Here is a 25663-nt window from a genome sequence, read left to right on the forward strand (position 1 = left end):
TTGCTTTCCTATATCCATTTATAAAGCACTTTCACTACTTGTAAAGTTGCTCATATTCATCATATGTCATTCCGAGCCACGCCTGTCTTTGCTCGTCAGAAACATCTGGCCATATGGTACGATAATATTCGCGCCATGATATTTCCCCATTTTCAGCTTTTTTCTGTAAATCTAACTGTTGCTGCAATTTTTGCGCTTCTTCTGATGCAAAATACTCGTTTTTATACCGATCTCTCTCCGCCGCATAATCAACGGCCTTGCAGTTCTTCACCCCATTATTGGTTGGATCAACCACGTACCAGATTTCTCCAATCTGTACCAAACACCGCTTATGGTAGGCCGAGGACTGATATGCTTCACATCTGACGCCTACCAGCTTACAAAGCTCTGCCAGTTCATTGGAAAACTGTTCACACATCCCATGTCCGGTACGAAGAACTAACCACCGTTCTTTGCTGCGATTGTATCCCGCATCCGCATCATAGACATTTCCATGGTATGCTGCCCCGACTCTTTCAAAAGCTTTCTGGTATCTGGTATATTCATCTGCATGGATCCAGTCAAAACTATGAAGAAATTCCTGCAAAAGTGGATATGCCTCATCCATGTAATTGTTGTATGGTGTCTTATACTCTCCATGCGCATTTAAAATGCTCTGTTCCCTTTCTTCCGGAGAATTGTACCATTCTTTTAAGTAATATTCCGGATCCGTAATTTCCGGATGCTGATCGCTGAAAATAGCACCGCTGCCCATTACATCCGTTAAATCAGCTCCCGGTAAACATACAGTACCGGCACTGACTTCTGTTGCCACTTCTGAAGTCCCAGCGTATGCTGACATATTCATAAACATCGCTGCGGTCAAAGTCGCACACAAAATGGTTAGTCTTTTCATAAAACTTCTCCCCTCCTCTGTCTATAATCACTGTATACGATCCATGATGATATGTAAACTACCAACCTGATTCAAAAGCCCTTTTGAGCAAAAATCATGACTATCGAACATCAATTATAGAAATTTCTTTCTCTTCCCATGCTACGGAATATGAATACTTCAATCTGTTTGAATAAAAAGACAGGCCACCAAACGATAGCCTGTTTCTCCCATAGCCTAATTTACATGCACCATGTTCTTTAAATACTCAGCGAGCATATATAATGGAACATTAATAAGCCAGTCTTCTTTTTTATAATTTGCCATGCTGCTTCGAACCGCCATGTCCGGCTGATATTTATCACAAAAAGCTTTCAGGCTCTTTGCACGAAGATTTTGTTCCGCTTTTACTTCAATCGGGATGCAATCAAGATCTCCCTGCAGCATGAAATCAATTTCACCCGTTGAACGTTCTGTCGCAAAATAATAAAGTGGATATCCAGCTGCATGCAACTCCTGCGCGACATACTGCTCTGTGAGCGCCCCTTTGAACTCTTCAAAAATACGGCTGCCGTCAAGCAACAATCTGGCCGATAAACCGGCCTTCGCTGTTAATAATCCCACATCAAACATGAACATCTTGAAACTGTTCATCTCCATATATGCAATAAGTGGAATATCCGGCTTTGATACCCTGTAGCTTCTCAAAATCAATCCTGCATCTTCGAGCCATTGTATTGCCAGTTCAAAATCTTTAGCCCGTGCTCCTTCACGCAGCGCACCATACATGAACTTTCGGTTTTCCTTCGCCAGTTGGGACGGAATGGAATTCCAGACCATCATAATACGCGGAACAACCTCTTTGGGAGCATGCTTGCTGAAATCTTCCTCATAGTACGTGAGAAGATTGTTCTGGATCTCACGAACTTCATACAGATCATCGGAATCAATATAAGTCTGTACCACCTCTGGCATTCCGCCCACATAGTAATACTTCTTTAATAGATCCACGTATTTTCCTGCATATGCATTGATCAGCTCATAGTCCTGGGTCTTTAGTGTTTCATACAGCCCATTTTCACCAACCGCCAAAAGAAATTCACTAAAACTCATTGGACAGAGTTTCAAAAAATCCACCTTTCCCACTGGAAAGGATGTTCCCTGATGCAATGCAACACCGAGCAATGAACCGGCTGCAATAATAGAATACTGTGGCGCGTTCTCATAAAAATACTTTAATGATGCCAGAGCCTTTGGCGCTTCCTGAATCTCGTCAAAAATAATCAGGGTATTCTCTGCCTGAAAACTTTTTCCGTATTCTATTTTAATTGCCGACAGAATCCTCTTTAAATCAAAATCCAGTTCAAATACGTCCTTCATCGCCTTATTATTATCAAAATTGATATAGACTGTATTTTCATAGAATCTGGCACCAAATTCCTTCATGATCCATGTTTTACCGACCTGTCTTGCCCCCTGTATGATCAAAGGCTTTCTATTCTTTTTTCTCATCCACCGTTCCAACTTAGTAAACAGTTCTCTTTCCATAAAAAACCTCCTCCAAAACGCATATGTTTCCTACCGCCGTTTTAATTATAACATTTTTTCGGCTGTAATTCTAATTATTTTGACATTTTTTCGGACATTATTTTATAAATCTTAATATTTTTTCGGATGTTAATCTGGAATATAAAACACTTTTTTCGGCGCTTCCAGTATTTCAATTATAATCAAGAAACGTTATTCATATTCCGCAGCATGGGAATTTTCCATACTGCATATTCTTTTGCTATCATACTATTCAGTTTTCAAGGTACACACCGCACCTGCGGAAACTAAACCGTATCCCTTTGACAGCATACGATTCTCTGCATTGTTATTGCTGCTCATCCTTATTCTTTTCTTTCTCTGTCAAGCCAACTTTTCTTACATAATCCCGCATCTTTTCTTCCCTGGCATCAACCCTCTTTTTTAGAATTTCATACAATTCAAAAAGTAATTTCCAATCTTCCTCGAATTCTTCATCTTGCTTGTTTCCCGGCTTTTCCAACAGCAGCTCCCCCTGTGTATGGTCACTTATTTTTTAATGGCGGTGCCCTTAACAGGGCACCACCAAAATAATAAATACACCTGGTATATTTATTTTGTCTGAACTACTCCATTCACAACCCAGATACCATCTGCATTTAACTGATATCCGTCAATTTCACAATTTCTTTTCATGGCTCCTCTGGTTCCATCAGAGACTGGGTTAAAGTAATAACACATTCCGTCGATCCAGTACCATCCGGTTACCATACGTCCCTGTGTGCCATCCGATACCGGGTTCAAATAGTATCTGTTTCCATCGACATCTGTAAACCAGCCTGTCACCATATAACCGGATTCATCAAACCAGAACCAGGCATACTCCTGCTGACCTTTGGTTTTATCCGCATACGGATTATAAATTGCTGCCCATTCAGATGCATAAGTACGAGTATCATCGTGGAACGTCCATTTGTGCTGCTCTGTTTCTGTCCATGTTCCTCGCACAACATATTCCGGCAGACTGCTGGCAGCAGGTGTTGTTCCAGAAGTGGCTACTGTCTTTGAGCTGTGGCTTCCGCCACCGCCACCACCTCCACCGCCGCCGCTGGAGGATGATGAATAGGTTGTCTGGTCGGATACTGTAATTTTTAATGTCACAACGGTGCTGTCTGAACCTGTCGCATCCGTTCCGGTAATAACCGCCTGAATTGTTCCCGTATACGGACTTACGCATGCCTTTTTGATCCATTCCAGACCAGCATCCTGAACCGGCCGGATCGTTCCATCGGCAGATACCTGCAACACAGACGAATTAGAAGAACTGTAAGTAACCGGTCGTTTTTCCTGATATGTTGTTGCAATCACCTGTTTCTCCGACATATCACCAAACGTATGGGTTGGAGCGTTTCTTCTTCCAGTCATCGTGAGCACCAGATCCAGAGTTTCTGTTTCCGGCATCTCAATACACCTTGCAGCATAATTTAAAACCACCGTGGTTTCTCCCACCTTCTGACCGTCAACGGTTGTCGCAATCGCTTTGATCGTCTTGGTTCCGGTATACGGCGCTACATGCTCAGCATCCTTAATCCACTGTGCATTTGGATTCGGTGTCAGAAGACCGGTCTGGGAAATACTTGCCACATCCGTATCCGATACGGACCAAATCACCTCACGGTTATATGGCGTATGTAAAGCATCGGAATTGCAATCCGGCAATACAGTACAACTAAGCTGTACCGGCTCAAATCCAGTCCGCGTTTTCACTGCTGAATTAACATCACCCTCTTTGGTTGCCACAAGATCAAATTTCATCTGCTTCTGGCCCATCTGAACACTTTCCGGGTGAATGACGGTCTCATCCACAGTGACAAATTTCAACGTTACCTCGCAGTCTGCTCTCTGGTGCCCGTTCGTCGCATCTTCACTGGTAACGGTCACATGCTCTATCTGCGTTGCTGTTCCGGAGAGCTTCTCATAAGGATCTGCATCCCGTTTCTGATTATCTGCATTGATGACGTTCTGGATCCATGCAGGATTGTCAGCACCATTCGGATCATACTTTGCTTCCACTTTCAGCTCATGCTCAAAGCTTCCCTGCGGAGTGATCTTTAAATACTGTTTTGGATTCTCATCTTCCCAACGCACATTCTGGGTAAAACTCTGGGCCGGTCTGAGACTTGCCGCCAGGATCTGCGGTTCATCTGCAAAAATGGTTTCTGTCGGATTTTTCCGGTCTCCAGTGAGTTTTCTGGTAATGGTATAGGTAATATTGTTCTTGTTTAATTCCACTCCTTCAACGCGGAGCGTTGTCTCATCCACAATCTTAAAATCAACCGTAACGGTCACATTTCCGTAAACAGATTTATGATCCGGTGAGGTGTCCGCATTGGTCGAAGCTGTCAAAATTGCATTTTTGCTGGTTACCGTGGCCGGAATTGCGCTTAAGTAGTTATTATCCTGCTGCGCTTTTACCGCTTTATTTAGCAAGCCATTAATCCAACTACCAGCCATATTCGGTTTGATCTTTGCAGCTGTCTCCACATAACCTGCATCGGATGCATTTACCACAAGATCAGAATCGTCAATGCTCCAGCTGTGTGTTTTATCCGTACTTGCTCCGGTATCATTGTGTACGGCATTTACCGTAACCGGATTAACATTGATCGCGGAAAGATCATTTCCGGTATAAGTTGCAAGCTGATTGTTGTTGCCATCCAATACTACTGTCTGCACCGTCGGATTTTTCCGGTCCCCGGTCCGGGTCTGTACCACATGGAACGTCACATTAGCCGGATCCATGGAAAGTTTTGAGGTTGTTCTGATGTACTCTACATCCAGCTCTGTGCTATGCTCTGGCATTTCAAACGTATATCCTCCACCGGTCTGATACGTCATATCCTGCGGATTTCCGTCCTCATCCGTATAGGTTGGTGGCTTTACGCCGCCAGGTTCATTTTCATCCGTTACCATCTGATAAATGCTTCCATTTGTATTCTTGGCCGCGGTCGTTACATGGACCGTTTCTCCCGGTCTGACAGCAGAAGAACTATCTTTATCGATGATCCGGTAAAAACTGTTGGCACCTCCCGGATATGCCGTAAAAGTAGCCACATCCTGATCAAATGTGCCATTGGAATTTGCTACATCTACACGGCTAACCGATAATAAATAGCCTTTCACCGGCTGCCCATACGTTCCCGGTGCATAATGATCAATGGAAAATGGCAGGCCATTCTCGTAATCAGCTACCGTAAAATCCCGGTCCAGCCTGATGACTACAATATTGCGGATTCCGTCTTCCAGTTCTTCGTAGAAATATCTGCTGGCATCATAAGTTTCATTAGCACCATTTTTCAAATAGTAGTGAACTTCATTATCATTCCAGTATCCAATATGGGCCGCATCGGTAACCGTTGTATCCGATGATTTTCCACTTCCGACAATCGCCTTGGTCTTATTGGCCGCAGTCGTGAACCAGTACGCCAGGTTCTTCCCGGAGGTTGTGCCATATTTCATATCAACGGAATCTTTGCGGGTACCAATAAAGATGCCTTCTCTTGCTGTCCCTGCATTTGTCTTTCCGATCTCTCCGAACATACGAGCAACAACAATTTCTCCGCCTTCATAATAACCAGTGATACCGCCTACCGCGTAGGCACCGTTTCCGCCAATTGTTCCGTCCACAGACACATTATAAATGGACGTACCGCTGCTCATTGCGCCGACAATACCGCCTACATAATATCTTCCCAGGATATTATTTCCGGTCGCGGATACGCTGGTATCAACAATATAGGCATTGCTCACTTCACCAGCAATACCGCCTGTTTTACTGATGGCGCCGAGGTTCACTGTATTCACGGTTGCTGTTACATTTTCGATCGTAGCCCTGGAACCAGAATTGCTTCCGGAAATTTTTCCAACCAGACCGCCTACTGCTGCATCAGAAGCATATCCACCAGACGATGTGTTGGCAGCCGCCGTTCCTTCAACTGTCACGTCCGTGATCACAGACTCTCCTTTTATCTGGCCGGCCAGAATACCAACATGGTTATATCCATATACACGGGCATCTTCGATGGCCAGATTTTTTACCACCGCACCATCCAGGACTCCAAAAAGGCCAACATTCTGAAGATTTTTTGAAATATTTACAATTTTCAGGTCACTGATTGTATGGCCATCTCCGTCAAAAGTACCTTTAAAACTATTGGATACATTACCTGATAACTGTGCTGTATTCTGATACCAACCAATCGGGTTCCAGTTTCCATTATTAATGGTAAAGGAAAGATCAATATCATCCATTAACCGATAATGGGCAGTATCATAATTACCTGTACCGGCTGCAATCGCCTGTGTCATGATCATCAGATCCTCCAGATCTTCAATCTGATACGGATTGCTCTCCGTTCCGTCTCCGGTAAGATCAAAATTTCCATCGATCCAGTTATTCCAAAGATCACCTACGCTGCTCGCCATAAGTGCCGGGGCATTTGTCCCCAACTGCTTTGCAATCTGTTCCTGATTTTTTTCATACCAGGAATACAGTGCGCTGTAATTTTCGTTGGTATCATCCTCCATAACACCGTAAAACCAGTCCCACAGAGTTTCTTCTTCCAAATATGTAAAAAACCACTCTGAAAATGCATCACTGCCAATATCCTTCGGCCGACTCTCTTCAACCAGCTTTGTATTGAAGTCCTGATAATCTTCCGTGAGTTCCTGCAGTGGCATCGCAAGCGCGGTAGAAACATTGCAGGCACTGAACATCGCAGCAGTCAACACCGCAAACAGTCTTCGATATCTACGTTTTTTCATGTCAGTTCCTCCACCTCTTCATCCAGTACGGCCATGTTCTCTTCTGTTTCTGCATCTACCTCGGAAGATATTTTTTCATCTGGCTGCCCGTCTTTCTCCAGGATCTTCTGATAGGATTTAAACGCTTTATAATACAGCTTATCGTGTTCTACCGCCCAGGTAAAAAATGTGTCATCCTCTACATGCTCTGCCAGCATCTCCCATAAAAAATCTTCTTTACAGTTTTTCTTAAACCATGCTGTAAATTCTTCCGTTCCGATTTCCGGCATATCCCCGTATTCCTCTTCTGGCGCTTTTGACGGTTCTTTCTGGAGTTCATCCGCCAGCTCTGTCTCATCCACTACCTTCTCCTCTTCGGTTTCTTCTGTGTCCTCGTCCTCCAACTCATCTTCTTTCGATTCCATTTCCGCTGAGTCAGCATCCTCATTTTCTGATTCACCGCTCTCATCAGATTTTTCCGCTTCCTTTACCTCTTCCTCTGACTCTTCGGGTTCCGATTCTTCTGGATTAGATTCTTCCGTTCCTGCTTCTGCCTCATCCGTGCCCTTCAAATCCGTGTCTTCCGACTTTTCATGGTCTTCATCATCAGCTTCTTCTGTCTGATCCATGTCCACCTGACTGTCTTCATCAGCAACATCTTCCGAAGCAGCCTCCCCATTCAAAGCTATCTGACCGGCAAACTGATCAGCCAGCGCGGTTGCTGGAACAGAAGCGGTAAGTGCAGCTGCCATTAAGATCACAACGCCTCGTTTCCTCATTCAAATTCCTCCTACTAATTTTCTATGATCATCCCTGCGGTACCGCAAAGGCTGGTCTTACACCAATCGAAGTAGTTACCCTTAACTCTTCATCTGTACTGCCGCCATCCGGTTTCACTGCCTCTGGCCGAATCATTCCATTGACCAGATCCACGATATAGGCATACCCACTATTGGCATCTGCATTCCCCATAGGAGAACGCAGCCAATATCCATTGCAGAAATTATCGGTTACCACTTCCGGATTATCCGCATCCGTATCACCAAATTTCCAAAGATAATCTTTATACTTTAAGGCCTCTTCCACCGATAAACTAAAAAGTCTGGCTGTCAGTCTCTGATATCCGATACTATGCACAGTCAAATCCTGGTCGCTTAATTCACTGAACCGCCCCTTACCTGTGCTTCCGGTAAATGCACTGTCCACGCCAATATGGCAGTTAAAGCTCTGAAAAATTCTATTCTGATGCTTGCTCAGCCAATTATGTATCTTGGAATACTTATAATCACTTTCATCACCAAAATTTACTACCGGCCCCGGAAGAAATACCTGGCCCATAATGCCTTCTTTATCCGGTAAATAGGAATACTCACTCCCATAATTTGCCGGAATCACCTCATCACAAAGGAACAATGCCAGTTTCTGATGATTTTCGGATTTATCATAATAATTGGTATCTACACACCGAAATTCATAAGTTTTCTGATCGATCACTACTTTCTGTACATCTCCCACTGACCAATAGATTGGATCCGCGGTACCGGCATCCGGAGCACCGAGTACTACAGCCGGGCGAAGCAGCATATCATCCGTAGGTGTCACGAGACTTATTGATCCATTATCATGCACAACCACAAGTTGTCCATTTTCTACGGTTCTTGTAATGTAATCACCTTCTATCTGCCCACGATATGCAAGCACTTCTTCCTTAGACATAATAGCTGCATACGCAAGCGCACCATCTGCATCAATCGGCATCAGTGCCTGCCCTGTAATGCTGAAACAGTCCGCAAATGTACCAACAAAAGCCTGGTATGGATTGGAAAGCATATAATCAAGTGATCCATAACCTCCAAATTCACTTGCCGGTATTCCCGTATCCGAAATATAAAGATAGCCATTCTGAAAGTTTTCACTCACACAGACAAACTGCATCTGATATTCACTCTGGGATGGCCTATACGTTGCCGTGATCCGGTCTCCGTCATTCTGTTCCTCTGTGCGCTTCCCACACCTGTCACATAATGAGTCACCATTTTCATCCACATGCCCCAGGGCCGGTAACGTTTTTACTTCTGTCTTACTGCAGATACTGCAAACATATTTCTCTGACCCTGATGACAGGCATGTTGCTTCTGTTCGCTTCTCCAGTTTCCAGTTATGACTACAAGTTTCTCCAAATTTTTTATTTACGAGAAACACGTAAATTCTATATTCCGCTCCATCCAGCTGAATCGTATCCAGAAGATTTGTGCTGTACTCCACAGAAGTACTGTATAATTCCTTCAAAATCACCCCTGTTGCCGCACAGTCTTTCGCAATCACATAAACAGGAGTGGCAGCAGTATTCTTTATCTGCGTTGACAGACTTCGCAGACGATAAGAACATTTGGCGTTACTTTCACAAATTATCTGATCATCCAGAATCTCCTCTGCTTCCTTTCCAGTGATTGCTGCATCCGCTTTTTTAACCCTTTCAAGATACATTTCAAAGCGTTCCCGTTCCGACGCCTCTGGATCGTCTGCATCCCCGACAGATCCTTCATCCGAATAAGTGATATAGATGATTTTTTCACCCGGCCCATATACATTTATCCGGTATGGTGAGTCCTCATTTGCTAGCCAGCGATGCCCGTTTACGATCAGGCTGTTCGCATATGGTATAACCAGCTCTTCACCCTCTAAAATCGTTCCACTGCGCATTGCAGATAACTGGATTTGTCTGCTCTCTTCATCTACAAAATAAACCTTCCATGAAACCAGTTCCCTCGGATCAGCTTCCGCTGTTGCATTCTGTCCTGCAACCTCTAAAATATTTCCATATGCAGAAAGCTCAAATTCTATCGGCTGTTTTATCGTATAACCATAAGACAGGACCGGTTCCGACATAATCACGATTCCCAAAAGAAAAACCGCATAACGGCTAATTAATTTTCTTTTATTCATTGCAATTCTCCATCATTTCATCAATAAATTCTGTTTTCCCGGCAGCAATTAAAAAATGACATAATGAATTCTCTACCATACGGTCTTTTCTGCTTTTCTAACTGTCAAAGATCATCCCTTGTGATCTTTCTTCATGTCAGCTGCAGCAGTCGAAACCGTAAACTATAACAAGATAATTTACTCAATATCATCTCCAATTCCCGTCCCCATCAATGCCGATTCATCCGCTTCCAGTTCAATGCGATATTTTTTACAGAGGTTATTTATTTTCTTCTGCAGATCAGTTTGAACCGTTGCAATCATACTAACCAGATAGTTTTCTGAAATTGGAAGGCGCTGCATTCTTCCACCGCCAACACGATAGGTACAGCTCAGCGAAGATTCTGGATTTTTTGTACTGTTATCCAATATTTTAAGCTGCTGAAGCAGGTCAGCCACTTCCAAAAGAGCCTGTTCCTGCGCCGTGTCCTTCATTATTTTTGCCATAAATTTTCCTGCCTAAGTCTGCTGCCAGGCAGTCCACTCCCTCCCTTCTTATGCTTCCAGGAAATAAAAACCTGTCGCCCCAACGATCTGCCACCGGGCCTTCTCTGAATTGAATACCGGCTCTACAAAACATCCTGGTAAGACATCTGCTTTTGAAAGTGCGCTCCGTGATATCAATACCGTTCCTGTCGTAAAAATGCAATGCTTCATCAGCGGCTCATCAATACTCTGTATCATTGAAATTACTTTTTGTATGCCTTTAGCATCCTCGCATATGATGGCCGCAAACGTAGATCCATTTCCTGTAGTCTCATGGATTACCGCACGCAGCGCCGTACAAAAGCCTCTAACCTTTGAATTTATATAATATGAATGATCTTTTTCGGTTACGATCCTCTCATTCGTATAAAAATTGACTGCAAAGATTACCAGACGAGTGGGCATAACACCTTCTTTCTTAAAATCAATAATTGCTGGCAACTCATCTATACCCTTCACATTTTTCAGGCGATAAGAAAATATATATTTTGACATATACTTCTGCTTCAAAAAAACCGCCGCAAGTAACCCCGCATTAGCCCGCTCCATTTTTGTCATTTCATTAAGCCATATTGTTTTTGAATCAAACCTTAATTGCTGATCTGCCTCCAGCATGGTCCGAAAAGCGTATGTTGCATGGGCAGTAAGAGAATACATCTGCCTGGTCTGATGTGCTTCCGATTTTGCACTCTTCAAATATGCGTATACAGTTTCGTTGATCTGAAACTTTTCAACAATAACCAAACCACTCATTGCTAACGTATCAAGGCGTTCTTTCAGGGATCGTCGATCCAACTTTGGAATACAACGTATCGGCCGATTTTCTTCCTTAGCTTTTCGTTCTTCCTTTTCACGTTCTGCCATCAGCACTGTACAAATTGATAGCAGATCCGCATGCCCAAGCATTCGGATCACACGTAAAATATACATATCAGAAACGGTAAATGCTTTCTTTACCAATAACGCCTGCATTTCCGCCAATGACTGCGGATTTGTAACGCCCGCGACCTCAAATTTCATTTTGCCGGGATCCCATACAGAATAAGGAGATGGAAGAACCAATTCCGGCTTCAAATCTTCCAAAATCTGCTTTGCCAACACCTGTGTATCATGTTCCAATGCCACATTTCCCCCTACTTTCTACATAATTCGATTTATGAAACCATGTAGGTCCAAAAATAGCAACAATTTTAGTAATTTAATCAACAATATTTAAAATTTAATAAAATTATTAATAGTATCACAGTCAAAAACTTGAATCCACGTTGTTTTTAAGAAAAAATAATTGTAAAATAATGTCATAAATCGAATTATGTCATTATTTTGATATTCCATTATAAAATACCATATTAGGTTTGGGCATTTTCCCCAAAAAACGACCATTATAAAAGCAAAACAAAAGCAAAACTTCCATTCATTTATTTTCTGAACAAGAAGTTTTGCTTTTGTTTTCTTTGACATCAAACGCACGTTCGCTATATAATCGAACTATCCAATAAAACGGAAAGCGTATGAATGGAGTAATATGATGAATACAGTCGGTTCCACTACTGTTGATATAAAAAAAACCTTATTGCACTATATAAAAGCAGAATTTAAAGAAAAAGATCTCGATATGCTGAAGTCCTTACTTGGCAGCATTTATACAGAATTAACGAATACACCAGATATTCTGCCCCACTTAGAAAGCCCGAATTTTGCAGCTGATCCTCTGGATTGCTGTGACAGAACAAATTCTGATACCATTACTGACACGCCCTCTTTCTCTCCAGATAATTTGAAACCTTATCAGGATTTTTTAATAGCAAATGAGCGGTCCAAGAATACAATTAGCAAATACATTTCTGATGTAACTGGCTTCATAACTTTTTTATCCAGTGCAGAAATTTCGAAAGAACAATGCCTAGATTATAAAAAATATCTATTAAAACAAAACTATGCCGTTTCCACGGTAAATTCAAAATTGTGTTCCATTCATTCTTTTTTGACCTTTTTGGATCGCGCTGATTGTTTTGTTCAATTAGAAAAAGTTCAAAAGAAAGAATTAAAAGCTACCTATGCTATTCTTACCCCGGAAGATTACCATAAACTCCTGGAAGAAAGCAGTCGCCCTCAAAAAAGAAAGGTTAACCTTATGATCCGCGCCTTCGGACAAACTGGTATCCGTGTTTCAGAATTGCAGTTTATTACCGTTGAATCCATACAGCAACAGGAAATCACAATTAGAAATAAGAATAAAAACAGAAAAGTTCCTTTAATCCGGGAACTTCAGAAAATGCTTAATGATTATGTCATTGAAAAAAACATCCCATCTGGCCCTATTTTCACTGATAAAAATAAAAAACCATTGGAACGGCAAAATATTTATAATATGCTCCAGACCATTGCTGCCAATGCTGGCATTGATAAAAGGAAGGCACATCCCCATGCACTTCGCCACTTTTTCGCCAAATCCTTTTATGACAAGACGCATGATTTGGTCATGCTCTCAAATATTTTAGGACATTCCGATATCAGCACCACAAAAAACTATGTTACCGGTACGTTCGAAGAATTATGCAACGAAATGGAAGAAATAGGTATCTTATAATTTCCAAATCCGCCATTTGCATTAAGGGCAGCTCCGAGATATAGCTGCTCTCCGCATAATCTATCCCCAATATTTCATATTTTTCTGCACCATATAATTCACTATTCAATTTTGGGAAAAATGATACCCTACTACATAGATCAGGTATCATTTTCCTCAGTGACATGCTCCCACCACTTAGCTAACGCTTGAAGTGGGGGCTTCTCGTTCGATTGCCCGATAGGGCAAAGCATAAGCGAGCTATCCCCGTGTGTCCCACGGTTTTATCAGAATGATATTGTTGGAATTTTTGCTGCAAAGATCAGAAAATTTTCTTTTCTATATCAAGCATCATTCCGGATATTCGAATCCCTTCTCTGCATATATTGATTGCTGCGTTTTCGTCCCGATCCATTCGATTTCCGCATACACACTCATAAATGCGATCGCTCAGCTGCAAATCTTCTTTTACCTTTCCACAGCAGCTGCATGTTTTGGAACTGGGATACCAGCGATCAATGCGGATCAGTTTCTTACCTGCACGTTCCATTTTATATGTCAGAAAATCAGTAAACATTCCCCAGCTATTGTCATGAACACTCTTTCCCAAATGCATATCCTGGCTCATCTCTTTCATATTCAGATTTTCGATGCACACGATATCGTAGGAATTGGCTATCTTCTTTGATTCTTTATGCAAAAAATCCTTTCGCTGGTGTGCGATACGGGTATGAATTCGTGCCACTTTCTTCTTTTGTTTTTTATAACGGTTGCTCCCCTGTTCACAGCGGCTCAGTCTACGCTGCTCCCTTGCCAGCTTCTGCCGGGCTTTTTGAAAAAAATGAGGATATGCTGCATGATTTCCATTGAAATCTACATACAACTCCTTCATGGAAAAATCAAGACCAATTGCGGTTTCTGCTTTCCTGGTTTCATGCACCGGTTCCTCGCAGGAATATAACAGAGCAACGTAATATCGTTCATCTGCTTCCTGACTAATTGTTGCACCTTTCAGCTGGTAACATTCATCAATCTTCCGATGTTGTCTGATTCGGACCCAGCCAGCTTTTGGAAGTTTCAGTTTTCCATTTTGTAAGACGATGTTTCCATTCACATAATTGGTTGTATAACTTTTCACAGATTTCTTTTTTGATTTGAATTTCGGAAACCCAACTGAGGCATCACGAAAGAAATTTTTGTATGCAGTCTGCAAATGCAGCTGCGCATTACACAGTGCCAGACTGTCTACTTCCTTTAACCATGGAAACTCCGATTTATACCTGGCTGGTGTCAAGCTTAAGTTCTTCCCGGTTTTCTCATAATGCGCTTTTTTCTCAGCAAGCATCCGGTTATAAACAAGACGAACGCAGCCAAACGTTTTTGCAAATAATTCCCTTTGTGCTTTATTCGGATAAATCCGAAAACGGTACACGGTGTTCACTTTTACCCTCTCCCTGTGTTTCAATGTACTGACGGATGACCTCAATTGGGGCACCGCCAGCACTCAGCAGACAAAAACTCTGGCTCCAGAATGTTTCTTTCCAGAGCTTTTGCCGGACTTCCGGATACTCCTTTTTAATCAGGCGGCTGCTTGCGCTTTTATATGCATTGATGAACTTACTCAGTTCTGATTTGGGATGAGCACGGAACATGATATGCACATGGTCCTGATCATGATTCCATTCTTCCAGAGTAATGTGATAGTTCGGAGCAATATGCTCAAATATTTCTCTCGCCCGATTTGAAATCGGATCATTCAAAACCTTTTTTCGGTATTTTATAACCAGAATCAAATGGTAATATAATAAAAATACTGAGTGTGCATTGCTATCCAATTTTCTCATAATAATCAGCCTTCCCTATTATCTCGACTGATTATATTGTACCATATATTTTTCTATATGTCCATGTTTTATCGAACGTAAGTTCTCTTTATCCGCGCAGCTATGTGCAATATAGAATCATGCCAGTTATTGCAATATCAGAAATCAAAAGCAGGCAATTCATCCCACCCCCTAAAGAGGATGGGGGAATTCTTGCAGTGTTTAGTTAAAAGTCCAGTAATCCGCTTGATTTTATTGCACATTTTGAATGACCAAACCCCAAATTTTTCACCCATCTTGGATAGCAGAAAAATTTGGGGTTGTTTCCGATATAAATGAGGTATCATTTTCACACTGTAAGTAAGGTATCATTTTGCCTAAATCTGTTCTCCTTTCACCGTCTGATATGGAGCAGTCAATTCATCTAATATTTCTTTTTCCCGCTTAATTCTATTCCTAATATACAGTGTGGCTCTTGCGTCTTCCAAGGAATCATGCGCTTTATAGTTATACCCAAAATGTGCGGCGGCCGCTTCTAACGTCTGCCATCGTCGGGTTCCGTAGCGCTTATCATAATTCCCACAAATTTCGGCAAAATCATACATCACATCTTCTAATTCGGTATTCGTACCTGGTTCAATACCTACAAAAAATAAAAATCCGAGATCGAAATCACAATTATACGCGATCCATGTTTTCCCTGATGCAAAAACGCCCTTTATCTTCCCTATCAGTTCTCTGATGGTCTTACATTTTCTTACCCTCTCTGGTGTAATACCATTCACCCGTTCCGCGTCTGGCCATGACCTGATCAGCTCTGGTCGGACATACTCATTAAGAAGTAAATCCCCGTTTCCATCAACCGCACTGATCTGTAAAATTTCATTATCGTTACTGTTCAACCCCGTAGTCTCCAGATCAAACACAACAATTCCAGATGGATTATCACATGGTTCTGGGGCTACTTTCAGTGCATACTCTCGCAATTCCCAGAAGTATGTATAAATTTTTAAATGATCGGCCTCTCTTTCCCGGATCCATTTTTCTCTGCACGCGCTGCCGCAAAACTGCCCCAGCAGGGATTTGCTTCCTACAGATCGCATGGCCCAATATGGCGATTTGTAATTATATGTTTCTTCCAACTTTTTACAGCCGCCAATTTCTTCAAAATTTTTCTGTTCATCTATATTAGAAAAATACTTGCACTCCGCATGCTCATCCAAAAAAGCCTGTAATTCCTGCTGATCATTGCCCTCGTAACTTAATGCCTCATTTAAAATCAGTATTGGTGCTCCACACTGATCGCAGATGCCATGATTCCAATAATAATAAAGCTGATATTTCTCATTCACGCGTTCTGCCCTCTCTCTGTATCTTCCGAACAGTTTTTCATAGCCATTAATACCATTTTTTCCACAGACTGAAAAAATCTTTCATCATCTGCATCAGTGCGCTTTCTCGGCCCCTTTATATGATTTTTATGGCTGCTCCGCCGCGCTTTTTTGTTCAAGTGCCGTTCCATCAGCATCTGGTCAATATTTTCATTTGTATACCACTTGCCTGACTGATGAATTGCATAAGCCCCTTTGCCAAGAGCCATAGCTGCTACTCCATAATCCTGCGATACCACGATATCTCCTTTATGACAAATGCTGATCAGCTTATAATCTACGGCATCCGTGCCGGCTCCAACAACCACTACCTCACTATAATCAGAATACAATACATGGTTTGTATCGCATAGCAGCGTTACCGCCACCCTATATTTTTTCGCAACTGCTTCCACAATGGAAACCACCGGACAAGCATCTGCATCAACAAAAATCTGCATAGTACCACCCTTTATCTTGTTTAGTATATGGATTATACCACAAGTATATCATACACACGAAAAATAGGTATAACCCGGCACTCAATAACAAATAAATGTTGCTGACTTCTCAGCCTGACCAATAACTGATTTCCTTGCGAAAAAGCAAGTCGGTGACAGTTCATGAGATCAGCAACAACAACGTCCAAATCGTCTGGCCGTTGACGTGGCAGAATCCATTAAACTACACCATCCTGCTCCCAGCTATCTGCGCAATGATTCCGAACAGGAGAAAAATACAATTGCCGCCATTTGATGGCGGCAATGCAGCTTTAAAATTAAGTTAAATTATAGATATTTTACAATTCATCAAGATTTATTATGAAATGGCCATATGGGGTGAAAAATATTTGCGATACTTCCTTAAGTTGCAATTGTACTCCATTTTTCTAAGAAAGATACTGTCCCAGCATCTGGTTCACACAATCCTTGATCTGGTTCATAATTCTCCTGCATTCCGCTCTCGCCATCCCAGCGGCAATGCCAACTGCCAGAATCTCCTTTTCTCCTGGATTGCGCCCATTTCCATCCACTGTGGTTGTATGTTCTCCGTAATAGGTATTGCTGTAAGTGAGATCGTATGCAGGACTCAACCGCCAGCAATCCTCTGCCTCATGGTATAGATACGTAAAATTTTTAGAATGATCATCTCGGTTATGAGCGAACACATTAAAGCACATCCTGCGGAACATATTGTTCACATCTTCTGGATGATCCCTGGTTAAAATTTTCGTCAGCTTCATCAAACTGTGGTAATCCAGACTTGGCTGTTCGAAATCTAATTCCAAAAGAGCAGCGGCGGTTAACATATGGATTCGTTTTTGACTGCCATTATCCATCATTCTGTCAAATCGTTTTGTTCCAAAATACCCTTCGCATTTGTCTGATGGAAATAATCTGGCCTTACTCATGGCAATACCACATTGTCTGGCACAGCAGGAATAATCATATTCCATCTTTCCAGCATTTCTTCCATCTACATGGGCCGGAAATTTAATGATCCACTCTTCCCCCTCAATAGTTGTCATAATTTTGGGTCTAGCTCCACCGCTGGTACCTCCCAGGCGATATAGCTCATCCAGTTTATCAGAATACTCTGTATTCAACAGCTTCTGACATTGCTCCGCAAGTTCATCCAGATTACTATGGCCCTGTTTTTCCTGCATTTCCTTTTCTGGATAATAGGTAAGCGCCCCCATTCCTGATTTTCCAACGATAGCCAGCCGCTCCAAAACTGTAAGTTTATCCGGATTTTGTCCATGGGCGCGCAGTAGTCGGTTCAACAATAATCTTCCCCAGTTGTCTGGTAAACTGTCCGCAAATACTCCAAAAAGTCCATCAAAATAGTCTTTGTTTGGAACAAAAACCTGCCTTTTCAGTGGAAGAGAAAATGGACTGATCGGGAATCCATGTTCAAGCCATTCTTCGCTATATTGAAATGCCGCTTTATGGTCTGCAGTCATCGCCAGCGTTCCAACGAGCCTTTCATCGTAGAGAACCTGCAATGCATTATTTGGTTTCATTAATAACCTCCTGAATATTCTTATATGGCACCTGTGTAAAAATACTCCTAAGCTCATCTGCAATATCCAAGGCCATAGCAATCTTGGTCAGTGAGATCAGGGAGATCTGTCCGGTAGCTTCAAATCTTTTGATAGAGCCATAGCTTACACCACTCATAGAGGATAATTTTTCCTGGGAAATGGAACGCCGTTTTCGGATGTTTCTTACCCTTTGTGCCAGCTTCTGATCCAATTCTTCCGCTGTTTCCCATATCAGTTGTTCCATTCGTTTTCACCGCCTTTATTTACAAATAATATATTATCCAAAATAGCTTAATTTATACTATTTTAGATAATATCTTAACTACTTTTATTTTAGCATTTTTATTTTTAAATAACAACAGATTATACAGAATAAAATTGAACGAGCAAAAACTATTGTTCTCTATACTTTCTTTCAATACACAAACTGTAAACCACCATGATTACTATTGTTTCTATCATTACTCCCAATACTGACAGTAAAATAAATGGAGAATTCTGTCCTGAAAGCAGCGGTAATCCCAATGCAATCAATATTGCTCCATAAATAACAAACAGCTTACCAACCGCATGATTGTAGCCCATTATATCATTTACAGATATAGATTTTATGTTTGCCTAAAAGTCAGCCACTTTTCCTGAAAGATATGCTCTTATTCCAAGACTAATGATAATAACGCCAACCATCGCCCATATAACAAACCCTATCATATTCCCAGTCATAATATTTCTCCCAATAACATCCAATTTTTCGAGTTTATGAACCGATAGAGCCTTCATTTTCCCCCTCTGGAAGCACCTGCAGCGCATCCTGCACAGTACTGAACACACGCTCGTCCAGCCAGCCGCCCTGTCTTCTGTTCTGGGCTGCTGAGATGACCGGATACTGCCAGATGGTCTTTTGATGGGTATAATTTAGCCAGGAATCAATCCACCAGTCACTTTCCTTTGCCTTGATTTCATAGGCCACGTATCCGCGACAGTTTTCCCCACTCCGCGGCAAGGAAAATTCCGCGAAAATGCTGGCATTCTGTTGACTTCCGTAAAAGAAAGCATTCATGCCGGTATCGTAATTTTCGTCCTGCAAGATTTTATAATCTGCGGTGTAAGAAGTTTCATCCTTATCGTAAAGGACCTGACCGGTAAGTTTACCCTGGGAGGTCCAGCCCCCGTTCATTTCCTGATATGCCGGATTGATCTGTACTGCTTCTGTCCCGCGAAAGCCCGGATTTCCATTCCATAAGAAATGATGGATCACCTTCCACTGGCCTTCCTGTTCCAGTTCTACTGCCAAGCCGTCAAGCTGCAACTGCCCATCCCTGCCCCGCAGCGAATCATCGCTTTGATTCAGCAGAACCTGTCTGGCATTTTTGCACGCCAGAATATCTTCTTTCTTTAAGTCATGCAAGATATCTTCCGGAAAACCAAGGGATAACAGATGTGCTTTGGTTTCTTCACATGCCGGATCCTGGGTTTCATTTGCAGTTGTCCACTCCATATGATAAGCACCAAAACATGTATAGCTGACGAACAGACCTGCCGCAGTCAGAATTGCTGCTCCTGCTGCACATCTACTGTCTGAAATCCGCACCGAATGTTCTTCCAGTACATATCCGGCCTCTTCCAGTTTTTCTGCTATATTCTTTAACTCTACAAGGATTCCAATGTATGCAGCAACGATTACAAAACCAAGAATCCAGCCCTCATATTCCTGAATCGCAAGCACCGTCACCACCGCATACCAGATGATGATATGGAGCAGAACTTCACTTTTTATTTTTTCATCACGCTGTTCCAACTCCTCACGCATTCCAAGGAAAAGACAAATCATCAGCACGACCGGCAGGATTCCGCCACAGAAATCAATTCCTTTCCATGCGTACAAAGCATAGATTTTCTCTCGTTCGAGCACACTTCCAAGCACAATTGTCACAATGGTAATCACAACTTCGAGCGCGGCGCCTGCATATCCGGCTTTCAGCCAGCGGTTTTCTGATCTCAGTTTTCGAAATCCTGTAAACAGCAAAAGGGCGCCAATGAAGGGGAGAATCTGATTGAGAAAGAGAAATTTCAATGTAATCCCAAAGAGACCCATTCCAATCAGAATCTTCTCATACGTCTGTTTCCAGAAACTCTCTTCCATGTAATCGCCCCCTTTTCACACCGTTCCTGCTGCCAATACCATGCGAGCTGCTTTTCTTATGAATTTCCGCCATTTTTCTTCCAATAAACAATTGCTGCTACAGCCAACAATACAATTCCGATCAGAATCAGTATGATAGAGAAATCACCATTCAGTTTTCCGGCAACAAACACAGCGGTAGGACCGTCTGCGCCTCCAATGACAGTAACCGCTGTTTGTCCTTTCAGCTTCATCACAGCACCAGAAATAACCAGTACTATTCCGACCATACAGCTTCCGATTCCGAATACTTTTTTCATGAATATAATCTCCTTTGCACCATTTGCATTTACTCTGTTTGCCCCTGATAAAAAACGTCTACCGCTTCTTTCATGTCGGTAAGATTCATACCACCGCCATAATCCAGCACAACCAGACGATTTCTGTCTTTTAATATCACTTCATCAAGAGTCGGCTCATCCTGATAGAAATTTTCTTCCGAAACAGGCTCAGCCCCATCTTTGCGGACCATGTACCGGCACCAGGACACTTCTGTCCCCTCGGGAAGTTCCCCCAGCTCTGCCGGAAGTTCCAGTTCCATCTGATCCCACCACTTTGTCATATCCTTTGGATAGCATTTGCTGGTTTTCGCAATGATCCAGGAAATGGGACTGGTATATACGGTAACGCCTACTGACTTTCCAGAACTGCTCATCTGAACATCATTTGCCTGATAGCTAGCGAATACCGTATGTTTTCTCCCGGTATCCGGTTCATCTGCTCCCAGAAAGTGAGTTGCTGCCGCATTACACAAGGGAATCAGAATCATGCAAAGCACACCAACGCCAACCGCATATGACATCCAGTCATCCCGGGCATTTCCGCTGCCGTTATTTCTGAGCAGGTTCCTTACAAACAGGGAAATCACTACAATGAGAATGGAAGAAAGCATGGTTCCGGCCAGGGCTCTCATGGAAGAAGAAAATGCCAGCGCCAGAACTGCCAGAATCAGGATTTCATCTAATAGAATGATACGCTTTTTAAAGCTTACCTTCCGCTGCAGATTCATTCTCGGAAACGGCCTGCCTTCTTTTATAGCCATTGTATTCCCACAGTTCCATCGAAACAGCCGCGCATAGGTTACCGTCCAGGAAATGCAGATTCCAAGCAGCAGGGGATTTAGCATAAGCGCCACGGGATCCGCAAACATTTTTCCCGGATTCTGCAGATTGCTGTATAACGACCACAAACTTAATACTACCAGTACAGGATAGGAAATTTTCGCAGACCCGTTCCAGAAAAGAGATTTCTGAATCAGGAACTGCCTCTCTTCCGTCATATCTCCGGTCAGCTTCACGCTTTCATCGGTGGTATAAAATATCTGCCAGTAAGTTCCGCTGCATTGAAAATCCCATCCTGCTTCCTGGCACTCCTTGTGAAACTGTTCTGCCTTCCAGCTGTCCGCGCCGGTAAGGGAAGAGCTTCCCGGAACCAGAAGCGCCGCGTATCTTCTTTTTTCCGGCTGTGCCCTGTAAAATTTCATGACAGAACCGCCGACGTTTTCCAGGAACCAGCCCTGCAGCGCCATTTCTTCCAGATATTGCTGAAATGCATCTGCTTCCCATAAATTGAACGTCCACCAGATCCGTTTTTTCTGCTTCATATGGTCATCTCCTTTCCGGGACAGCTATGCCGAAATGCTCCATGCAGGAATTTATCTATGTACTTCATCCTCATCAGAATGCGAACGGAAATTCCAGTTCTTCCCCAACGGTGAAAGCGGAGTTACCAGTCACTTCCGTAACATGAAAACTTGCCCCCTTCCACCCGTCAATATGAATGATTCCCCGTACATTTCCATCATCCGATGCGAAGGCCAGTTCTCCATTTCCATGATCCGTAAAGGTTCCTCTTGTTTCTCCTATCCGGTATACCGAAATGACCGCTTCATTCTCTCCGTTCAATCCCTCCCTGGTTACCAATGCGCTATATACATTTCCTGTCCCCTGATTATCAACAAACAGGCCGTATTTGTTTGATCTGTCCGGCAGCATGAAATCTTCTCCTTTTATCCCAGCCAGCTTACTGGCAAGAATACAGGCTCTGTTTTTCGTAATTTCTTCCAGAAAAGAATTCTGAAGGAGAGGATAAATGCTGCCATTTTCTTCGCTGCTTCCGATACTCAGCAATGTTGCTTCTTCCTTCATGGCTACCCAGTTTCTCTGTTCTGCAAGAACGCTCTCCTTTGTCTTCTGGTCAGCCAAATTCATAAATCTGCTCCAGAGATTATTGAGCTCCGTATCCCAGATCACATAAAACCATCTGGAAGATGCATTCATTTCTCCCTGCGTTTCTGCTTTCTCTGCCAATGGAGTAAACTTCTGAATGATCGTATTGATCTGTTCCAGCTCTTTCTGCAGAGATTCCGACTTCGATACCACATCTTCAATATCCGCTTTGATCTCTTCCGAATAATCATGCGTGAAATCCACCTCTCCTGATGCATCTGCTTTCTCTGCCAGAATTTCGGTTTCAAGTACCTGCCACACTGCCGATTCCTGCGTTCCCACATTTCTGCTGCAGCCACTCATAAGGCCAGCTGCAATTCCTGCTGCCAACAAGATGCAAATCCATTTTCTCATAAATTTCCCCACTTCTCTTTCCATGAACAATTACAGATATAGCCAGCAATACTCTTTCTGCCATTATTATAGATAGGAATATTCCTGTCTGACAAGAACAATGGGCTTACCATTTTCTTACATATTTTTATAAATAATATAAGATTGATGAAAGCAGATTGACAATGCATAAAGGATTCTATAACATTAAAGATACATTAGATATTCTCTTTTTTACCAAACAGGGAAGGACGGTGCAAACGAAAAATGGCATTTGGTTTTATATCAACTTATCTCGGTGGTATTCTCATTCAGGCTATTGTAAATATTTTTGTCTATGCTCCGGCAATCATTGTGGCGCTGTACTTGTATGATCGATTTATAAAAAAATAGCATTAATAAAAGAGCTATTTTCTCTACAGTCTGAGCCACCGACAATTGTCAGTGGTTATATTTATGGATATGCTTAAGACATATAAGGTAAGTACAAACATATCCCAGAACTATAAATAAAATGCTCACAAGCAAATAATCTATAAGTGACCACACTACCGGTTGCGAAAAATCAACGAATACAAATTGTGTCCTCAAAAATAGATATAATCCGATTTTGTTTTTGATATAAGTATAAAGACCGCAGATTGCTAACAACACTATTATCATTCGCAAACTCCAAGTCCTGATTTTAGAGGTTTGCTGTGTAGTAGTGATTTTTCGGAATACTTCCATTATCCTATTGCCGTGCATACCGGCGTGGAAGCTCATTAGCACCAATCCCCAATAGGAAGCCAGTAGATGCACTGTCCTTGCTGTGGCTGCTCCACCAAGATGCAGAAAACGAAATACATAACGGGATAGAATCATGCCGCTGATTGGCAAAGCCAGCATAATAACTACCAGTGCCAAGTCTATCGCTGTTCCTAAAATACGGAGTGGTGTGTACTTTCCACGCAGCAGATGTTTCCACCATGCAACATTCAAAATATGATGGGCAACGAAAAGTAGAGACATTCCAATGCCGAGATATTCATGGGCGGTTTCTCCCACCAGAGAATATGCCATCAGCAAAGGCAAAAGCAAAACCATTCCACTGTCTACGGCAATTCTCAACTTTTTATTCAATAAATCCATCCTCTCTGAGCCAGTCCGTCACATTGTTTCTGGCTGTATCACGGTCATTCTGGGCAGTCGTGCCGGGAATTGCGAAACCGTCTTTCATTTTGCCTTCTGTAATATCGGCAATCGTAGATTCCGTATTGGAAAGCCCACTGCCGCCGTGGGTGCAAAACGGAACAATGGTCTTGCCCGACAGATTATATCTCTCCAAAAAATTGTAAACGATCATTGGCATATCGCCCCACCAGTTGGGATAGCCGATAAAAAGCGTGTCATAATTATCCATATTGTCCACCGTGTCGGCAATTTTCGGGCGGGAATTGTCTGCCATTTCCTGTCGGGATACATCCAGAAGCCCCTGATAGGTGGTCGGATATGGTGTTTCCGGTTTGATTTCAAATAAATCGGCTCCTGTTTACTCCGCAATCATGCGAGCGATAATGCTGGTGTTTCCTTCCTCTACTACACCAACACCGTACTGCTCACCGTCAAGAGAAAAATAAGCTACTAACATATTGCTGCCTCCTTCTATTTTTTCAGATTGTGCGGTGTCATCCGCTTGTAAAGTGTTCTGCTGCGTACTGTTTGCCGGAACTGCTGGTTCCGTTTGTATATCCTTATTATTAGATGTCCTTGTTTCACCTTCTGAAACAATTTCTGCCGAAGAACTATTTCCGCAAGCTGTGAGTGCCAATACCATAATACTCGATAGAATAAATATCAAAAATCGTTTCATAGTGTCTCCTTTACCAATCGCCCAGGCGCTCATTTTTATCCAAAGAAGCAATTTGTTCCATTTCATCCGGTGTAAGTTCAAAATCAAAAATATCAAAATTTTCCTGAATATGCTTTTCGTTATGAGAGCCTGGAATTGCAATGTGTCCATCCTGCAAATGCTATCTCAAAATCACTCACGGCTCTGCGGGAATTTGTTTACAACAGCACTGAGGACGCTTCTCCTACTGTAAATATTCCGATTTCAGAAATGAAAAAAGCAATTGTAGCGAAACGGATCACGATTGTGGGTGGTAATGAAAACTGGGTTAAAAAGCTTCGACAGGAGTTCCTAAACTGGAAATTTGTCAGCGCATCCGTATCAAGCGCCGTAGATAATATGTCCATTTTAAAGGCAGAACGGGTTATCCTCTTTACGGATACACTTGGCCACAGCAATTATTATAAATTCATGCAAACAATCCAATCCCACCATATTCCTTTCAGCTTTTTGCATGGCGTTAATATTGAGCGGAACATCATTCAAATCTATGACGATATATTTGAAAATAAATAGAAATATAATTTCAAAAACGCTTTCTCAGCACT

General features: G+C 42.4%; 22 protein-coding genes and 1 pseudogene. 2 read left to right on the forward strand and 21 right to left on the reverse strand.

Features of this window, described 5'->3' with window-relative positions; genetic code table 11:
• Positions 1 to 34 precede the first annotated feature (34 nt).
• The 8 genes from DW922_RS06320 to DW922_RS06350 form a co-directional block, all read right to left on the reverse strand.
• Positions 35 to 895 (reverse strand): hypothetical protein, encoded by an 861-nt coding sequence (locus DW922_RS06320; RefSeq protein WP_118726131.1) that lies wholly within the window; start codon positions 893 to 895, stop codon positions 35 to 37.
• Positions 896 to 1111: 216 nt separating this feature from the next.
• A complete protein-coding gene (locus DW922_RS06325) occupies positions 1112 to 2422 on the reverse strand; it encodes an ATP-binding protein (protein WP_118696920.1) in 1311 nt (436 codons plus the stop codon).
• A 328-nt stretch (positions 2423 to 2750) separates the two neighbouring features.
• Entirely contained in the window at positions 2751 to 2924 is a 174-nt protein-coding gene (locus DW922_RS17470) for a hypothetical protein (RefSeq protein WP_154106746.1), read from the reverse strand.
• Between the two features lie 89 nt (positions 2925 to 3013).
• Positions 3014 to 7225: a ZmpA/ZmpB/ZmpC family metallo-endopeptidase-related protein gene (locus DW922_RS06330; protein ID WP_118726132.1), complete on the reverse strand. Its 4212-nt coding sequence runs from the start codon at positions 7223 to 7225 to the stop codon at positions 3014 to 3016.
• On the reverse strand, positions 7222 to 7983 hold the full coding sequence (locus DW922_RS06335; protein ID WP_118585050.1) for a hypothetical protein: 762 nt from the start codon (positions 7981 to 7983) through the stop codon (positions 7222 to 7224). Before DW922_RS06335 ends, DW922_RS06330 begins: the two co-directional genes overlap by 4 nt.
• A gap of 28 nt (positions 7984 to 8011) precedes the next feature.
• Positions 8012 to 10150, reverse strand: a complete 2139-nt coding sequence (locus DW922_RS06340; protein WP_118726133.1) for a DUF6273 domain-containing protein — start codon at positions 10148 to 10150, stop codon at positions 8012 to 8014.
• Between the two features lie 177 nt (positions 10151 to 10327).
• Positions 10328 to 10636, reverse strand: a complete 309-nt coding sequence (locus tag DW922_RS06345) for a hypothetical protein (RefSeq protein ID WP_118562481.1) — start codon at positions 10634 to 10636, stop codon at positions 10328 to 10330.
• A 48-nt stretch (positions 10637 to 10684) separates the two neighbouring features.
• Positions 10685 to 11794, reverse strand: coding sequence for a hypothetical protein (locus DW922_RS06350; RefSeq protein ID WP_118726134.1), 1110 nt, complete (start codon positions 11792 to 11794; stop codon positions 10685 to 10687).
• A 406-nt stretch (positions 11795 to 12200) separates the two neighbouring features.
• On the opposite strand from DW922_RS06350, the gene DW922_RS06360 reads away from it, so the two are divergent.
• The gene (locus DW922_RS06360; RefSeq protein WP_118726135.1) at positions 12201 to 13265 is read left to right on the forward strand and encodes a tyrosine-type recombinase/integrase; all 1065 of its coding nucleotides are present in this window, start codon (positions 12201 to 12203) and stop codon (positions 13263 to 13265) included.
• A 301-nt stretch (positions 13266 to 13566) separates the two neighbouring features.
• Here the strand turns inward: DW922_RS06360 and DW922_RS06365 are convergent, their stop codons facing one another.
• The 13 genes and pseudogenes from DW922_RS06365 to DW922_RS17975 form a co-directional block, all read right to left on the reverse strand.
• Positions 13567 to 14748: an RNA-guided endonuclease TnpB family protein gene (locus DW922_RS06365; protein ID WP_347560272.1), complete on the reverse strand. Its 1182-nt coding sequence runs from the start codon at positions 14746 to 14748 to the stop codon at positions 13567 to 13569.
• Positions 14648 to 15088 (reverse strand): IS200/IS605 family transposase, encoded by a 441-nt coding sequence (tnpA, locus tag DW922_RS06370; protein ID WP_118562934.1) that lies wholly within the window; start codon positions 15086 to 15088, stop codon positions 14648 to 14650. Before tnpA ends, DW922_RS06365 begins: the two co-directional genes overlap by 101 nt.
• Before the next feature lie 356 nt (positions 15089 to 15444).
• Entirely contained in the window at positions 15445 to 16419 is a 975-nt protein-coding gene (locus DW922_RS06380; protein WP_118562936.1) for a 3'-5' exonuclease, read from the reverse strand.
• Positions 16416 to 16898 carry a YaiI/YqxD family protein gene (locus DW922_RS06385; protein WP_118585038.1) on the reverse strand — a complete coding sequence of 161 codons (483 nt, stop codon included), beginning with the start codon at positions 16896 to 16898 and terminating at the stop codon, positions 16416 to 16418. The genes DW922_RS06380 and DW922_RS06385 overlap by 4 nt, the downstream gene beginning before the upstream one ends.
• A gap of 428 nt (positions 16899 to 17326) precedes the next feature.
• A complete protein-coding gene (locus DW922_RS06390; RefSeq protein WP_347560273.1) occupies positions 17327 to 18517 on the reverse strand; it encodes a type II toxin-antitoxin system HipA family toxin in 1191 nt (396 codons plus the stop codon).
• Complete coding sequence (locus DW922_RS06395; protein WP_118542867.1) at positions 18447 to 18725, reverse strand: helix-turn-helix domain-containing protein; 279 nt, start codon at positions 18723 to 18725, stop codon at positions 18447 to 18449. Before DW922_RS06395 ends, DW922_RS06390 begins: the two co-directional genes overlap by 71 nt.
• Positions 18726 to 19238: 513 nt before the next feature.
• Positions 19239 to 20624 carry a hypothetical protein gene (locus DW922_RS06405; protein ID WP_118726137.1) on the reverse strand — a complete coding sequence of 462 codons (1386 nt, stop codon included), beginning with the start codon at positions 20622 to 20624 and terminating at the stop codon, positions 19239 to 19241.
• A gap of 56 nt (positions 20625 to 20680) precedes the next feature.
• Positions 20681 to 20923 carry an LPXTG cell wall anchor domain-containing protein gene (locus DW922_RS06410; RefSeq protein WP_118542865.1) on the reverse strand — a complete coding sequence of 81 codons (243 nt, stop codon included), beginning with the start codon at positions 20921 to 20923 and terminating at the stop codon, positions 20681 to 20683.
• A 29-nt stretch (positions 20924 to 20952) separates the two neighbouring features.
• Positions 20953 to 22266, reverse strand: coding sequence for a DUF2812 domain-containing protein (locus tag DW922_RS06415; RefSeq protein ID WP_118726138.1), 1314 nt, complete (start codon positions 22264 to 22266; stop codon positions 20953 to 20955).
• Positions 22267 to 22339: 73 nt separating this feature from the next.
• Positions 22340 to 23245, reverse strand: a complete 906-nt coding sequence (locus tag DW922_RS06420; protein WP_118726139.1) for a lysozyme inhibitor LprI family protein — start codon at positions 23243 to 23245, stop codon at positions 22340 to 22342.
• A 420-nt stretch (positions 23246 to 23665) separates the two neighbouring features.
• Positions 23666 to 24346 (reverse strand): DUF4405 domain-containing protein, encoded by a 681-nt coding sequence (locus DW922_RS06425; RefSeq protein ID WP_182436825.1) that lies wholly within the window; start codon positions 24344 to 24346, stop codon positions 23666 to 23668.
• Positions 24339 to 24743, reverse strand: a pseudogene (locus DW922_RS17970) (flavodoxin); the annotation flags it as partial. The pseudogene DW922_RS17970 and the gene DW922_RS06425, both read right to left, overlap by 8 nt.
• Positions 24744 to 24755: 12 nt before the next feature.
• Complete coding sequence (locus DW922_RS17975; protein WP_118585022.1) at positions 24756 to 25076, reverse strand: hypothetical protein; 321 nt, start codon at positions 25074 to 25076, stop codon at positions 24756 to 24758.
• Positions 25077 to 25211: 135 nt separating this feature from the next.
• Here DW922_RS17975 and DW922_RS06440 point away from each other — a divergent pair, with 135 nt between their 5' ends.
• Positions 25212 to 25631, forward strand: coding sequence for a hypothetical protein (locus DW922_RS06440; protein ID WP_207664688.1), 420 nt, complete (start codon positions 25212 to 25214; stop codon positions 25629 to 25631).
• Positions 25632 to 25663 lie beyond the last annotated feature (32 nt).

This window comes from Clostridium sp. AM42-4 (assembly GCF_003480105.1).
Taxonomy (GTDB): domain Bacteria; phylum Bacillota; class Clostridia; order Lachnospirales; family Lachnospiraceae; genus Brotaphodocola.

Excerpts from the sequence above, each read along its gene's own strand:
- DW922_RS06320 (WP_118726131.1), bottom strand. The coding sequence starts at position 895 with ATGAAAAGACTAACCATTTTGTGTGCGACTTTGACCGCAGCGATGTTT.
- DW922_RS06325 (WP_118696920.1), bottom strand. The coding sequence starts at position 2,422 with ATGGAAAGAGAACTGTTTACTAAGTTGGAACGGTGGATGAGAAAAAAG.
- DW922_RS06330 (WP_118726132.1), bottom strand. The coding sequence starts at position 7,225 with ATGAAAAAACGTAGATATCGAAGACTGTTTGCGGTGTTGACTGCTGCG.
- DW922_RS06335 (WP_118585050.1), bottom strand. The coding sequence starts at position 7,983 with ATGAGGAAACGAGGCGTTGTGATCTTAATGGCAGCTGCACTTACCGCT.
- DW922_RS06340 (WP_118726133.1), bottom strand. The coding sequence starts at position 10,150 with ATGAATAAAAGAAAATTAATTAGCCGTTATGCGGTTTTTCTTTTGGGA.
- DW922_RS06345 (WP_118562481.1), bottom strand. The coding sequence starts at position 10,636 with ATGGCAAAAATAATGAAGGACACGGCGCAGGAACAGGCTCTTTTGGAA.
- DW922_RS06360 (WP_118726135.1), top strand. The coding sequence starts at position 12,201 with ATGATGAATACAGTCGGTTCCACTACTGTTGATATAAAAAAAACCTTA.
- tnpA (WP_118562934.1), bottom strand. The coding sequence starts at position 15,088 with ATGAGAAAATTGGATAGCAATGCACACTCAGTATTTTTATTATATTAC.
- DW922_RS06385 (WP_118585038.1), bottom strand. The coding sequence starts at position 16,898 with ATGCAGATTTTTGTTGATGCAGATGCTTGTCCGGTGGTTTCCATTGTG.
- DW922_RS06390 (WP_347560273.1), bottom strand. The coding sequence starts at position 18,517 with ATGAGCTTAGGAGTATTTTTACACAGGTGCCATATAAGAATATTCAGG.
- DW922_RS06395 (WP_118542867.1), bottom strand. The coding sequence starts at position 18,725 with ATGGAACAACTGATATGGGAAACAGCGGAAGAATTGGATCAGAAGCTG.
- DW922_RS06405 (WP_118726137.1), bottom strand. The coding sequence starts at position 20,624 with ATGGAAGAGAGTTTCTGGAAACAGACGTATGAGAAGATTCTGATTGGA.
- DW922_RS06410 (WP_118542865.1), bottom strand. The coding sequence starts at position 20,923 with ATGAAAAAAGTATTCGGAATCGGAAGCTGTATGGTCGGAATAGTACTG.
- DW922_RS06415 (WP_118726138.1), bottom strand. The coding sequence starts at position 22,266 with ATGAAGCAGAAAAAACGGATCTGGTGGACGTTCAATTTATGGGAAGCA.
- DW922_RS06420 (WP_118726139.1), bottom strand. The coding sequence starts at position 23,245 with ATGAGAAAATGGATTTGCATCTTGTTGGCAGCAGGAATTGCAGCTGGC.
- DW922_RS17975 (WP_118585022.1), bottom strand. The coding sequence starts at position 25,076 with ATGAAACGATTTTTGATATTTATTCTATCGAGTATTATGGTATTGGCA.